The 14278-nt window shown below is 62.3% G+C and carries 12 protein-coding genes; 3 read left to right on the top strand and 9 right to left on the bottom strand.

Going from position 1 to position 14278, the window contains the following annotated elements:
• Positions 1-3: 3 nt before the first annotated feature.
• From AC1DXX_RS24145 to AC1DXX_RS24120, 6 genes are all read right to left on the bottom strand, one after another.
• Entirely contained in the window at positions 4-828 is an 825-nt protein-coding gene (locus AC1DXX_RS24145; protein WP_478136743.1) for an SDR family NAD(P)-dependent oxidoreductase, read from the bottom strand.
• A gap of 142 nt (positions 829-970) precedes the next feature.
• A complete protein-coding gene (locus AC1DXX_RS24140; RefSeq protein ID WP_478136772.1) occupies positions 971-1834 on the bottom strand; it encodes an alpha/beta fold hydrolase in 864 nt (287 codons plus the stop codon).
• Between the two features lie 66 nt (positions 1835-1900).
• Positions 1901-2887 (bottom strand): acrylyl-CoA reductase (NADPH), encoded by a 987-nt coding sequence (gene acuI / locus AC1DXX_RS24135; RefSeq protein ID WP_478136742.1) that lies wholly within the window; start codon positions 2885-2887, stop codon positions 1901-1903.
• A gap of 15 nt (positions 2888-2902) precedes the next feature.
• Entirely contained in the window at positions 2903-3691 is a 789-nt protein-coding gene (locus AC1DXX_RS24130; protein WP_478136741.1) for an SDR family NAD(P)-dependent oxidoreductase, read from the bottom strand.
• A gap of 59 nt (positions 3692-3750) precedes the next feature.
• On the bottom strand, positions 3751-4845 hold the full coding sequence (locus AC1DXX_RS24125) for an alkene reductase (RefSeq protein WP_478136740.1): 1095 nt from the start codon (positions 4843-4845) through the stop codon (positions 3751-3753).
• A 53-nt stretch (positions 4846-4898) separates the two neighbouring features.
• Positions 4899-5744 (bottom strand): alpha/beta fold hydrolase, encoded by an 846-nt coding sequence (locus AC1DXX_RS24120; RefSeq protein WP_478136771.1) that lies wholly within the window; start codon positions 5742-5744, stop codon positions 4899-4901.
• Between the two features lie 132 nt (positions 5745-5876).
• Here AC1DXX_RS24120 and AC1DXX_RS24115 point away from each other — a divergent pair, with 132 nt between their 5' ends.
• Positions 5877-6461, top strand: a complete 585-nt coding sequence (locus AC1DXX_RS24115) for a TetR/AcrR family transcriptional regulator (RefSeq protein ID WP_478136739.1) — start codon at positions 5877-5879, stop codon at positions 6459-6461.
• Positions 6462-6559: 98 nt separating this feature from the next.
• Here AC1DXX_RS24115 and AC1DXX_RS24110 read toward each other — a convergent pair whose 3' ends face one another.
• The 3 genes from AC1DXX_RS24110 to AC1DXX_RS24100 form a co-directional block, all read right to left on the bottom strand.
• The gene (locus tag AC1DXX_RS24110) at positions 6560-8407 is read right to left on the bottom strand and encodes a hybrid sensor histidine kinase/response regulator (protein WP_478136738.1); all 1848 of its coding nucleotides are present in this window, start codon (positions 8405-8407) and stop codon (positions 6560-6562) included.
• Positions 8400-9119, bottom strand: a complete 720-nt coding sequence (locus tag AC1DXX_RS24105) for a response regulator (protein ID WP_478136737.1) — start codon at positions 9117-9119, stop codon at positions 8400-8402. The genes AC1DXX_RS24110 and AC1DXX_RS24105 overlap by 8 nt, the downstream gene beginning before the upstream one ends.
• Positions 9120-9187: 68 nt before the next feature.
• Positions 9188-10135 (bottom strand): GGDEF domain-containing protein, encoded by a 948-nt coding sequence (locus tag AC1DXX_RS24100; protein ID WP_478136736.1) that lies wholly within the window; start codon positions 10133-10135, stop codon positions 9188-9190.
• A 311-nt stretch (positions 10136-10446) separates the two neighbouring features.
• Here AC1DXX_RS24100 and AC1DXX_RS24095 point away from each other — a divergent pair, with 311 nt between their 5' ends.
• Positions 10447-12636, top strand: a complete 2190-nt coding sequence (locus AC1DXX_RS24095) for a type I secretion system permease/ATPase (protein WP_478136735.1) — start codon at positions 10447-10449, stop codon at positions 12634-12636.
• On the top strand, positions 12633-13877 hold the full coding sequence (locus AC1DXX_RS24090) for an HlyD family type I secretion periplasmic adaptor subunit (RefSeq protein WP_478136734.1): 1245 nt from the start codon (positions 12633-12635) through the stop codon (positions 13875-13877). Before AC1DXX_RS24095 ends, AC1DXX_RS24090 begins: the two co-directional genes overlap by 4 nt.
• Positions 13878-14278 lie beyond the last annotated feature (401 nt).

Genomic DNA, 14278 nt, shown 5'->3' with positions numbered 1-14278 from the left:
GTCTCAAGTCATTCTTCGCGTCGGCAGTGCCAACCGCGGCTTGCCGAGCACTTGAGTCGCCACCCGCGACGCGAACCGCCGCGTCAAGAAACGCACGCCAAAGCACGACAGCTTGTTAAACAGCCCGGGCACAACCGTGCGCTTGCCGCGCAGCATCGCGCGGATCGTGGCCTGCGCCACAAACTCCGCGCTTTTCGTCGACGCGTTCGCGATCCACGAGTAGTCGCCCCCGCCGGACGCGGCGTGGAACGCGGTTTCGGTACCGCCAGGGCAGATGCAGGTCACCGACAGCGACGTGCCGCGGTGCTCGTCATGGAGACCCTCGCTGAAGTTGCGGACGAACGCCTTCGACGCGGCGTACAGCGCCATGTTCGGCACGGACTGGTACGCGCCGGTCGACGCGATGTTCACCATGTGCGCGGGTCCTGTGCTTGCCTTGTGCGCGTCAACGAAGCAACGCGCGAGCGCGACGAGCGAGGTCATGTTGAGTTGAACGAGCTCCGCGTCGCGCACCCAGTCGACCTCGTCGAACCGGCGGAAATAGCCAAACCCGGCGTTGTTGATCAGGATGTCGATCGGGCCGTTGGCGATCACGGCGTCCCACAGTGCGCGCGCGGCATCGGGCTTGCCGAGATCTGCGGTGACGATCTCGACCTTCACGCCCTTGCAGGTCGCGGCGACCGCGTCGAGTGCGTCGCGGCGCCGCGCCGTCAGTACGAGATCAACGCCGAGCGCCGCGAGCTCACGCGCGATTGCCGCGCCAATGCCGCTGGATGCGCCGGTCACCAGCGCGCGCTTGCCGATGTTGACGGTTGTATGTGTATTCAAATCGTTCTCCTTGTCGTGTGGAGCGGCCAAGGAACCCCAAGGCCTGCGAGGTTTGCGCGTCGGCCATGCGATGGCCTGATCAGGCTGGACAAGGACCTGATCGAAGACGCTAGCTGAGGGTGACCGGCCTCATTGAATCGTTTCAGTCATTGAGGAAGACCAGCGCCTTGGGCACGAACTCGCCGTGGTACTGGAAGATCCCGCCATGCCCGGCGTCTTTGTAGATGACCAGTTGCGAGCCGGGAATGCGACGCGCCATGTCATGACTGTTCACGGTGGGCACCATGATGTCGTTGTCGCCATTGGCGATCAGCACAGGGATGCGGATGCTGCCCAGATCCTGGGGCACCTGCCGGCCCCAAGCCTTGATTGCCTTCAGCTGCCGCAGGAAGGCACTGGGCGTCGGCCCCTTGTCCCGATCCGCCTTGCGCTCCTTCAGTCGCTCCAGGAAGGCTTTCGCGGCTTGACGACCATTGGCCGTGGAGGTGAAGAACAGGTAGGTCTTTGGATCGCGCAGCGTCAACAAGCCTTTGACCATCAGCGGCCAGGAGACCGCCCCTACCTGGTCGATGCCTTTGCCGCCTGCCGGCCCCGTGCCGGTCAGGATGAGTCGGCGCACCAGGTCGGGGGCTTTCAGCACGATGTCCTGCGCCACGAATCCTCCGAGGGAGAAGCCAAGCAGATCGACCTTCTCGAAACCCAGTGCGTGGATCAGTGCGATCGCATCCTGTGCCATCGCATCGATGGTCACAGGTGCCGTTCCGCCCGAAGCGCCAATTCCCCGGTAGTCGATGGCGATGATGCGATGCCTGCGGGCAAGTCCATCGACGATCCGCGGGTCGAAGTTGTCGAGGACCGCGCCCCAGTGGTTGAGCAGGACCAGTGGCACGCCACTGCGCGGCCCCAGGTCGCGGTACGCGAATGCAGTCCCGTCGACATCGATCGATCGGTTGGGGGCGTCGATGTAGGGCACGTGCGATCCTGGGTGCTTGTCGGTAGGGGGCATCGTCTCTTCAAGGTACTGCGTGTGGCGCGGCGAATCGAGGGGAGTCAAGCGCCACCGCGTTGGCGGTCAGGCGTTCACGTCGACGATGGTTCGCCCCTGAACCTTCCCTGCGAGTACCTGGCTGGCGACTTCAGGAACCTCTGCCAGGCCAATCACCTTGGTGGTCCGTGCAAGCTTGTCCAGATCCAGGTCGCTGGCCAGGCGCGACCACGCCTGCAGCCGCACAGGCTGGGGCGCATTGACCGAGTCGATACCGGCGAGGGTGACGTTGCGCAGGATGAAAGGCAGGACGGATGCCGGCAGGTCCGCGCCCTGTGCGAGGCCGAAGGCCGCGACCACGCCGCGATACCGGGTCTGCGCCAGGACGTTCGCCAACGTATGGCTGCCGACCGAATCGATGGCCCCGGCCCATCGCTCCTTGGCGATCGGTGCGCCCGCTTCGGACAGGGTGTGGCGGTCGATGACGTCCGCCGCGCCCAGCGCACGCAGGTAGGCGGCTTCGTCGAGGCGGCCGGTCGATGCGATCACGCGATAGCCCAGGCCCGACAGCAGTGCGATCGCCACGGAGCCGGCGCCGCCATTGGCGCCGGTCACCAGGATGTCGCCAAGCTCGGGCGTCAGGCTGCCATGCTCCAGTGCGAGCACGGACAACATGGCGGTGAACCCAGCGGTGCCGATGGCCATGGCATCCCGGGTCGAGAAGACTTCCGGGACCTTGACCAGCCAATCACCGCTCACCCGCGCCTTCTGCGCGAAGCCGCCGTGGTGCGTCTGACTCAGTCCCCAGCCGGTCGCCAGCACACGGTCGCCAGCGACGAGGCCGGGATAGGTCGACGACTCGACGACACCGGCAAAGTCGATGCCCGGAATCAGCGGAAACTGGCGAATGACCGGTGACCGGCCGCTGAGCGCCATCGCGTCCTTGTAGTTCACCGTCGAGTACTCGACCGCGACGGTGACGTCGCCCGGCATCAGATCCTCGTCCTTGAAGTCGACCAGGCTGCTTGAAATGGTGTCGCCGGTCTTGCTGGCGAGCAGTGCCTTGAATGTCATGGCGTTCTTGCCGTTTCAGGCGGCGGTGCGATAGCGCTCTGCCACATGCGCCTGCCGGATGTCCGCGATCAAGGCCTGACGTGCCGTGTTCAGCACATCCCAGCGCGCGGCATCATGCAGCGGCGGGATGGTCACGAGTTCTCGGCGGTCGAATCCGACCAGCGCGGCATCCACCAGCTCTTCCACGCCCATCAAATCGGGCATCGCACTGATATCGATGCCCGCGCGCTCCCAGATCTCGGTACGGGTTCCGGCAGGCAACACCGCCTGCACGTAGACACCCTTGGGGGTGAGCTCCAGGCTCAGCCCCTGGGACAGGAACAGCACGAAGGCCTTGGTCGCACCGTAGACCGACATGCCGAACTCGGGCGCCAGGCCGACCACCGAGCCGATGTTGACGATCGCGCCTTTGCCGGCCTGCACCAGGCGCGGGGCGATGGCACTGGCCAGCCTGACCAGCGCGGTGGTGTTGAGGTTGACCAGGCGAGCGACATCGTCTGTCGGTTGGTCGATGAACTGGCCGGACAGCGCGGCCCCGGCGTTGTTGATCAGGGTTTCGATCCTGGCGTCCTCGCGCAGGCGCGCCTCGACTGCGGCCAGGTCGCCGGGCTGGGTCAGATCGGCCGCAAGGATATCGACGGCAGCGCCGGTTTCCTTGCGCAATCGCGCCGCGAGCGTTTCCAGCCGCGCCTTGTCGCGTGCCACCAGCACAAGGTCGTGGCCGCGGCGTGCGAAGCGCTCGGCATAGATGGCGCCAATGCCGGTCGAGGCGCCCGTGATGAGAACAGTGGAATGGGAGGTCATGTGTTTTCTCTTGATCGAAAAGGTGAGTCCATGCCGCGATATGCCGCATGGAAAAACGACTATCGGATGCTGGAATCAGCGAGGGTCGGATAGTCGACGTAGCCCTTGGCGCCACCGCCATAGAGCGTGGCGGGATCCAGCGCGGTGAGGGGTGCACCGATCTCCAGTCTTTCGACCAGATCGGGGTTGCTGATGAAGGGGCGGCCGAAGGCGAACAGGTCGGCCTTGCCCTCGATCAGGCGGGCGTTGGCCAGTTCGAGGTCATACCCGTTGTTGGCCAGGTAGGTGTTCTTGAAGCGAGTGCGCAACGAATCGAAATCGAAAGGCACGGTATCGCGTGGACCACCGGTGGCGCCTTCGACCACATGCAGGTAGACGATGCCCAGTGCACTGAGCTGCTCGGCGATGTAGTCGTACTGCGGCTGCGGATCGCTGCAGGAAATGGCACCGGCCGAAGACACCGGCGAGAGGCGCACACCGGTGCGTTCGGCACCGATCTCCTTCGCCACGGCGGCCGTGACTTCGAGCAACAGGCGCGCGCGGTTCTCGATGGAGCCGCCATAGGCGTCCGCACGGGTATTGGCGCCGTCCTTGATGAACTGTTCCAGCAGGTAGCCGTTGGCGCCGTGGACCTCGACGCCGTCGAATCCCACGGCGATCGCATTGGCCGCCGCCTGGCGGAAATCCTCGACGATGCCCGGAATCTCATCCAAGGTCAGGGCACGCGGCTCGGAGACGTCGTGAAAACCATTGTTGACGAAAGTCTTGGTCGCGGCGCGGATCGCAGAGGGCGCCACTGGCGCGGTGCCACTAGGCCGCAGGTCGATGTGGGAGATGCGGCCCACGTGCCACAACTGGACGAAGATCCGCCCGCCCTTGGCGTGAACGGCGTCGGTCACCTTGCGCCAGCCGTCGACCTGCGGCTGCGTGTAGAGGCCGGGGGTGTCCTGGTAGCCCTGGGCATCGGCCGAGATCTGGGTGGCCTCGGTGATGATCAGGCCCGCCGAGGCGCGTTGACTGTAGTAGGCGGCGGCGTGCTCGCTGGGCATCAGACCCGGGCCGGCACGATTGCGTGTCAGGGGCGCCATCACGATGCGGTTGGATAGTTTGAGTGAGCCAAGTGTGTAGGGCTCGAAGAGTGTTTTGTCAGTCATGTTGGTTTGCTGTGTCGTCGTTGATCGGGCGGGAAAGGGAATGCGCGGCGGCATCACTCCTTCAGGAACTGGATCGCGTGTTGAAGGAAGCGCTCGGGATACTGGAACTGCGCGCCGTGTCCGGCGTCGGGGTAGATCAACAGCTGCGCGTTGGGAATGTTCTGCGACAGATGCCAGGAGTTGATCGTGGGGATCATGATGTCGTGGACGCCGTTGAGCACCAGGGTCGGCTGCGTGATGGCGTTCAGGAAGGCATAGGGATTCGCACCCGGCAATGGCTGGAGGTAGGCGGCGTGCGCCTCGGTCTGGGCTTGAGCGACCGCCATGGAACTGGGCGGGTCCTGGTCGACGCGCTGGTGACGGCGCTCCCAGAAGGCCAGGCCCGCCTGCTTGGCAGCCTCCGAGCGGCCAAAGAACAGGTAGAGGAAGTCATCCGCGGTTGGTACGGGATTGGGCGCGACTTCCAGCACCCTGGGCTCCATCTTCGGATCGCCGCCGCGCAGTCCGGTGCCGAGCAGAAGGAGTTTGCGAACCAGTTGCGGGTGACGCAGTGCGACCTCCTGCACCTGGAAGCCCCCGATCGAGAAACCGAGCAGATCGACCCGGGACAGGCCCAGCGCTCGGATTACCAGGGCGATGTCGTCTGCCATGTCTTCGATCCGGTTGCGGGGCGTGCCGGTCGATGAGGCAATGCCACGACCGTTGTAGAGGATGACTTCGCGACCTGCGGCCAGACCATCAGTCAACAGGGGATCCCAGTGGTCCAGCCCGCCGCGGAAATGCTGGACGAAGAACAGAGGGGGCTGTCCGTCGGAGGTGTTGCCCCAGCGGCGGTAGGCGAATTTGTCGCCATCCACTTCGACGAAGCGGGTGGGGGCGGTCAGGTGGGTGTCGCTCATATCCGGAAGCCTTCCAAGGTAAGTTGGCTTAATGATGTCGGTCATCATCTTTGTTGTCAAGGACTTTGATGATGATCGACATCAATGTATATTCATGACTTCACTGATGGCACACCTAGAGAGATCCTGGACATGAAGGTCACCAAAGCGCAGGCGCAGGCGAACCGGGCGCACATCGTCGAGACGGCCTCTGCGCTGTTTCGCGAGCGTGGCTACGACGGGGTGGGGATTGCGGACTTGATGGCGGTTGCAGGCTTCACCCATGGCGGGTTCTACAAGCACTTCGAGTCCAAGGCCGACCTGATGGCGCAAGCGGCGACCTGTGGTTTTGCGCAGACGGCCGCTAAAGCCGAGGGCGTCGATGCGATGGAGTTCGTCAAGCACTACCTGTCCCGTGAGCACCGCGACACTCCTGGTGAAGGTTGCACGATGGCCGCGCTATGCGGAGACGCTGCGCGTCAGCCGGAGTCGATCAAGACGGCTTTTGCGACCGGCTTGGAAAGCATGCTGGTGACTCTGGGAAACCAGTTCGGCGCGCCGGAGGAGGGTGATCGGGGAGGCGACTTGCGCGCCAAGCGGATTGACGTCATTGCGCAGGTGATTGGCGCAATAGTGCTGTCGCGGGCGTGTCCTGACGACTCGCCACTCGCCGATGAAATTCTGGATGTCTGCCGTGCGGCAGTCCTGTCGAGGCTGTCGGCTCCCCTTGATGCGTAGTTGACGCACTCCGTGTGCGGACGGTCCTTCAACCGTGCGGCCTGTTGATGATCGAGTGGGAGTGATTCAGCGTACCGGGCAGAGGGCTTCCGGTGGGCCTAGCTTCCCCGACTTCCGTTGCGCCTCAATTCCGAAAGAATGGTCCGAAGCTGAGCTGGCTTGACAGGCTTGTTGACCAGCTTGAGCCCGGCGTTCGCAGCCGCCAGGCCCGCAGCCACTGATGTATCGGCGCTGACAACCAGGGCAGGAATACTTCGAGCCAACCGGTTCCGTAGTYCCAGCACCGCGCTGATGCCATCCATTTCTCCAGCCCCTAACTGGTAGTCGACGACCGCGAGATCCGGAGGAGGTTGCGGCGGGCTGTTTTCTCGCAGGAAGTCGGCCGCGCCCGAACTCGAGTTCACGCGGCAGCCCCAATTCTCAAAGAGCGTGACGGTCTGGCTCCGGACCAATGGATCGTCGTCGAGAACCGCAATCCGGCAACCCCAGAGCACATCCTCTGCGCTGGGTCGTTGGGACAAAGTCGCAAGCTTGGCCGGGCCCACCGCCGAGATATCGGCGCGTGGCACTCTCAGCCAAAAACAACTGCCTCTTCCAAGATTCGATCGCACACCGATCTGGCAGCCCAGTGCTTCGGCGGTCCGCTTCGCGATGGCCAATCCGAGCCCAGCATGTCCTGTGTTGTCGGTGAGCCCGGCAGGCGTTGCCAGACGATGGAAGGGCAAGAAAATCTCCGGACGCTCGGCCTCTGGTATGCCGGGACCGGTATCCAGCACGAGCATGTCCACATGCTCTCCGGCGCGTCGACAACCCACGACGACCCGGCTTTCAGGACAGTGGCTCAGCGCATTGGAGATGAAGTTGCCGAGCACGCAATGAAGCATGTTGGCATCGCTGTAGGTCACCAGCCGGGTCGGCGCAAACCTGAGAAAGATCCCGTGCTGCCGAGCCTGCGGGGCGAACTCGCTTTCCAGACGATCGAAAACCGCCTGCAATGAAACCCGCGCGATCCGCGGCCTGGTTGCATTCGACTCCAGCCGGGTCAAGTCCAGCAGTGATTCAAAGGAATGTTGAAGTGAATTGATCGCGCTGACGATTCCAGACAACAACGACCGTCCTTGCGCATCCGCTATGTGTTTGTCCAGCTCATGAGCCAGCAATCCCATCGCATGAACGGGTTGCCGTAAATCATGGCTCACGACGGAGACGAAGCGGGTTTTGACTTCGAGGTTTTGCGCAAGGCTGGAGAACCGCTGTTTGAGTTCCCCGACCTGTTCGGCTTCGCGGTAGCGGGAGTCGAGAAAGCGGGACATTCTTTCATTGAGGATCTTGCTCAGGACGGCCAGGAGCGCCGTGATGACGGGGATGGCGATGACAAGACCGCCGCCGGCGCCGTAGTGCAGCAAGAGCGCCTGAACGGTCAGCATCGATGGCAACAGGAGGGCGAGGTATTGCCACACGCTGATCATCGAAAGCAGCAGGCCTCCGCTGCAAATGACACCCAGGCAACTCAACAAGATCCATAGACTGTTCGAGGATCTGGCATCGAAGAAAAGTACGGATGCACACGCCCATGCGGTGCCATGAGCGATGTTGTAAAGGAGCCGGATTCTCAGTGAGCGCTCGGCTTCCCGCGTCGTCTTTGGCGCGAAACCGCGCTTTGCGAACATGCGGAAAAACTGGCTGCTTGTCAGCAGAAGGTAAGCGCCGAACCATGCGGACAACCACCGCCTGTCGGCCGCATTCCACATCAGAAGAACAAGAAACAGCCCCGTCAGCAATGCGCATGCTGTCAGCATGGCCTCCAACTGGTGGTCCATGATGGCCCGGTCTATCAGGACCATGCGCCGCACCGAAGGCGACAGGGCTGAAGAGGCCGCGCGGACACGTGTACCGCCGCAATTTTGGCCGTTGCCTTGGCCCGATGTACCGGCAGCGTCAGGCATCGAAAAGTTCGGGCTTGCTGCGCAGCAAGCAAATCAGCTGGCTGCGCGAACCGACGTCGAACAGCCGCAAGAGATTGGCCATGTGGTTCTTTGTCGTTCCCACGGACAGGCCCAGGCGCTGGCTGATTTCCTTGTTCGACAATCCGTCCAGCAACAAGAGCAGCACGTCGCGCTGCCTCGACTGCAAGCGCACTTCCGCTCGATCGGCCCCACGTAGAGCAGCGGCGCCTGCTTGGGGGGCTGATGTCGTTGCCGGGGGACTTTGCGCAAGATGTTCCGTCAGAAGTTCAGGGGGCAGGTAGATCCCCCCATCGAGAATGATCTGCACCGCATGCTTGAGGAGTTCGGTCTGCATGGCCTTCGATGCGTATCCCGACGCTCCCTGCAAGAACGTCTGGCGAATCACCTGCGGATCGTTTTGCGCCGAGAAAACCAAGACCGGCAGGTCAGGGTGCTTCTGCCGAAACGAGATCAATGGATCGACGGCTTCGCTGCCAGGCAGATTCAGGTCAAGCAGGACAAGGTCGATGTCCGGATGTTCAGCCGCCAACAGGATTGCCGCGTCGAGGGCGGCCGCTTCGAGGATGGTGGTTTCCACACCGCCAATGGAGGCCAGAGCAATACGAAGACCCTGCCGCACGATGGCGTGATCTTCAACCAACAACAATTTGACAGCCACCTTGACTCCAGCATTGCGCACCGCGCTATTCATGGCTGGGCAATTCCTTGCCTTGCCGTTTCCCCAAGCCTCTTGATGCGAACTATGCTACTACTGTGACGTCAATAGGTGCGATCGGTCGTCGAGTTCAAGCGCAGCATTGCCGCCTCGGCAGTTTCATTCGGGCTCACGCCTGTCACGCCAGCCGCCAGGGCCGGTGGGCCATACAGCTTTGAAACACGCGCAGCCGCGTCACGGCAAGCTGCGTCGACGATGACTCTTGCAGCATCGAGCTCGAGATGCGGCATCACGACCGCGAATGTGTTCGCGTTCCACCGTGCCACAAGGTCGGCTTCGGAAAAAGCATCCCTCAGCGCTTTCGCGCTTTCCATCATGACCTCCTCGCCGGCGTCTTCCCCCAAGTCGCGATGGATCCGGCTCAATGCCTCGACACGAATCACGGCAATGGCCAATGGCGCCAGGGAATGCCGCGCGATCTTTGCCTGTCTGATCAAGTCGGCGTCGAATGCCGCGTGGTTGGGTAATCCGGTCAGTTCATCCACCATGAATTCGTCTGCAATTTYTTTTCGATCGTCCTCGGACAACGCCATTCGGAGAACCGTGTACGCGAAGATCGAAACCAGGGAAAACGCCATCAGTCCCTGCAGCAGCGTCGGAATCAGCATCTGCTGAAACAAGCCGGTGCCGAGTTTTTGGAGCAGCAGCTGATCGGCACCCAGAAAAACGGAAACAAGAGAAAAAAACAGGATCGACACGATCCAAAGGTTGCCGGAAAAGGCCAGTGCCCAGAAGACCGTGACAAGGGGCGTCCAAAAAAGCAGATGCCGAAACGATGCCAATGCCTCTTGCCCGTCGGCCAGAAAAAGAAGCGCAATGCTTTTGGCAATACCAATCCAGATGATCGCCGTGATCGCGAAATCGGTGAACAGAACGCTCTGCACCGGCCAGCGCAGCGCCGCAACCCAAAGAAGCGCTGAAAAAAGGGCAAAAGCGGCGTTGAACCATCCCGTCACATTGCCCCAGTTGAGGTTGGCGTAGTACAGCAACACCAGGACCAGGAGGGGCAGGGTCCTTCGGTGGGCTRCCAGCCGCCATTGGTGTTCCGGCCGGACGAGTCCGCCAGATGCCGACAAATTCATAACCAGTCCTTTTCACGAAAAGCGATGGCCTTGATCGCAGGGCATCGGGCCTTTTGCATTGGGAAATGGATGCAGGTTACTGCAGGAGAGGGCGGCCGGAGGTTCAAAAGACAGGTGCCATTTGGCACGAGCCCTTTGGCATCTAGCAAATGGTCCACGCCGCGATGACATTAAGTCTTAAGTCATCTTTTGGTAACTATCTGTTGGGTCCTCCCGCTGCCATGAATCAAAGCCAGCCAACTGTAAACATTGATCCGTCGCGTGAGGCAAACGCCCGGGACGACTTGATCGAGTGCCTGGCGTTCGTGGCGAAGCATGCAGGGGCGCCACGGAGCATTGCTGCAATACGGGCCGGGTTGCCAAGGTATGCCGGCGCAGCGACACCCGACATGTTGATCCGCGCTGCCCAGCAGATCGGTTTTTCGGCTCTTCTTATCGAGCGGAAATTGAAGGAAATTCATCCCTTCATGCTTCCAGCGGTCCTGCTCCTGGACGACGGGCGCGCGTGTGTTCTTTGCCGGATTGCCGAAGATGGCAATTCCTGCGAAGTCATGGTTCCCGATTCCGACGAGGAATTGGCCTGGATATCTTCCGGCGACCTGTTGGCACGGTACATCGGCCAATGCGTTTTCCTGCGGAAGAAGGCAGGAAACGACGAACGCGCCGGCGTTCCTGTGCCGAAGGCAGATCAAAGCTGGTTCTGGGGCACGTTGTGGCGGTTTCGCCGGTACTACGGCGAAACGGTGGTCGCGGCGGTTCTCGTCAACCTGCTGGCGCTTGCAGGGACGTTCTTCATCATGAACGTCTACGACCGGGTGGTGCCCAACCAGGCGTATGCAACGCTGTGGGTGCTGGGCATCGGCGCAGTGGTTGCGATGGTTTTCGAATTCGCCATGCGTTGTCTTCGCGCCTGGTTCATCGATACGGCCGGCAAGAAGGCGGATCTCATCCTCGGCGCGGCCCTGTTCCGGCAAACCATGGCGCTTCGCCTGGAGCAGCGGCCGGCCTCGAGCGGCGCATTTGCCAATCTGCTTCGTGAATTCGAGACTGTTCGGGATTTTGCCGCGTCGGCAACATTGGCCGCGCTGACCGACCTGCCTTTTGTCGCGCTCTTCCTGTTCGTCATTGCGCTGGTCGCCGGCCCTCTCGTCTGGGTGCCTGTCGCCGCAGTGCCGCTCGTGGCGGGCGCCGGCTTGYTCGTTCAATGGCCGCTGTCCAGGATCATGCGGGAGAACCTGCGCGAATCTTCGGTCAAGCATGGCGTTCTCATCGAGGCCGTTGAAGGCCTGGCTACGCTGAAGGCCAACAACGCCGAAGGATTCATGCAGAAGCGTTGGGAGGATGCCAGCGCCCATGGCGCCCAGACTGCAACGAAGTCGCGCTTCCTGTCCGGACTGGCCATGAACTACGTTGTTTTTACCCAGCAGGTTGCAACGGTCGTGATGGTCGTCTGGGGCGTCTATCTCATCCACAGCGGTCAACTCTCCATGGGTGCCCTGATTGCTGCGGTCATGCTGGGAGGGCGCGCACTGGGACCCCTGGGGCAGGCGGCGACTCTTGCCGTGCGCTACCAGTCGGCCAGGGCTGCATTCAGGGCGCTGGACGCACTGATGCGCGCGCCTGTCGAACGCGAGCCGCATCGGGCGTACCTGAATCGACCGCGGTTGAGCGGAGCCCTCGTCTGCGCCGATCTCTGGTTTGCCTACCCCGGTCAGCAGCAGGCTGTCATGGAAGGTGTGAGCCTGAGGATCGAAGCCGGTGAGCGAGTGGCCGTTCTCGGGCGCGTCGGTAGCGGAAAAAGCACCTTGCTCAAAGTAGCCGCAGGGTTGTACCGGCCTCTGCGCGGACAGGTCCTCCTGGACGGTGTCGATATCCAGCAAATCGAACCTGCCGATGTTCGGCGGAACCTGGCCTACGTCGAGCAGGAAGCCCGTCTCTTCTACGGAACCTTGCGCGACAACATCATGCTTGCCAGTCCGCGTGCGACGGACGAGGAACTCTTGAGCGTCGCCCGAATGACGGGATTGGATCGGGTGGCAGCCCGGCACCCGCTTGGTTTCGACATGCCCGTGGGCGAACGTGGCGAAGGTCTCTCCGGGGGGCAAAAGCAGTTGGTCACCTTGGCGAGGTGCCTGCTGTCTTCACCGGCCGCCATGCTTTTCGACGAGCCAACGGGCTCCATGGACACCGCCACGGAGTCGATGTTCATCGCTGGGCTTCGTCCCTTGCTGGCCGGACGAACGATGGTTGTAGCGACCCATCGCCGCGCAATGCTGGGCCTTGTATCGCGCGTGATCGTTGTGGATGGCGGCAGGGTGGTCGCGGATGGTCCCAGGGACAGGGTCCTGGCGGCGCTGGCTGCCAGCCCGATGCCTGCCGATGGGCTGCAACCAGCAAGGGCCGAGAAATGACGCGCTCCGGTCCTGAAGGCAAGCGTGCACAACGGCCGTTGCGTAGCGTTGACCTCGCGTACATGGGCCACCTGCATTCGGCCATGGTCGCCCATTCGACGCACGGCGCAAGCCTGATGCTCTGGATCACCGCGGCGATTGTGGGCGTTGCGCTGATCTGGGCAAAGTTCGCTGTCCTGGAGGAAATCACTGTCGGCCAGGGGCGGGTGATATCGACAAGCCGCGAGCAAGTCATCCAGAACCTCGAGGGCGGAATTCTCTCGGAGATGGAGGTCAAGGAGGGCGATGTTGTCGAAAAGGGGCAGGTTCTTCTCCGCATCGATGGCGCCAAGGCGAACGCGGTCTACCGCGAGGGCGTCTCCAAGCTTCTTGCCCTCAAGGGTGCCGCAACACGCCTGCGTGCAGAAGCGTTTGGTCGGCCCTTGAAGTTTCCCGACGATGTTCGGGAATCGCCAGACATCGTCGCCACCGAAACCGAGGCATTCAACGCTCGCAAGCACGCGCTTGTTCAAGGGGGGGACGCGCTGCGTCGCAGTCTTGCGCTTGCCGAACGGGAAATATCGATCACGGAGCCGCTGTCCGCCAAAGGACTGGTTTCCGAGATCGAGCTTCTCAAGCTTCGGCGCCAGGCCAACGACCTCCGGGCGCAGATCGCAGACCGGGAAAACAAGTACAGGTCCGATGCGAATACCGAGCTGAGCAAGGTCGAGGGCGAACTCGCGCAGGTCGGCGAGAACGTGGTGGGACGCCAGGATGTCGTCGAGCGCACGACCGTCAGGGCTCCCTTGCGTGGCACGGTGAAGAACATTCGCGTCACCACGATCGGAGGAATCATCCAGGCAGGCACGGACATCATGGAGATCGTTCCGTTGGAAGACCAGCTCCTGGTGGAGGCCAGGATCAAGCCCTCCGATGTCGCATTCCTGCGCCCCGGTCTGCCAGCCACGGTGAAGATTTCCGCCTACGACTTCGGTATCTACGGCGGGCTCGAGGGGACCATCGAGCATGTCAGTCCGGACACATTCAAGGACGAGAAGAGGACCGTGGCGAGCCCCGAGGACTCTGCGTACTACCGCCTGCTCGTCCGGACGAAAACAGCCACCCTCAAACGCAACGACATGTCGCTGGAGATCATCCCCGGCATGACCGCAAGCGTCGAGATCCTGACCGGACACAAGAGCGTTCTCGATTACCTGCTCAAGCCTGTATTCAAGGCACAGGAAGCAATGCGTGAACGGTAAAGACCACAGGTTCGGACATCGCTGCGGAAAACGCCTCATGAGATCCACGGGAAGACTGGCCGCGCCATTGAGTGTGGCCGTATTGATGCTGAGTGCGGTGAGCTCGGCCAGAGCGGAAAAAAACGAGGCTGCAGTTCCTGTGCCATCTCTTGCTGTCGCCGCGTCGGAGCGCCCTCCGTCATCGGGTCTTGCGGCACTGAAGGAGTCGGTCGAACTGGCTGTTCGCCGCGGTCCACGGGTGAAGGAGGCCTTGGCGAACTGGCAGGCCGCTCGCCAGGACGTGGAGCAGGCCAATGGCGGCCTCTACCCCACGATCGACGTGTCCAGCAGCACCCGGCGCTGGCCGGTGGGAGGCGGCGGCGCCAGCGCAAGTCCGCAAGCCACGGCGATCACTGCGAGCT

It is taken from the genome of Variovorax sp. P4_B10, assembly GCF_056402375.1.
The sequence above is the reverse complement of the archived record's forward strand: the minus strand, read 5'-3'. Positions and strand labels throughout refer to the sequence as shown.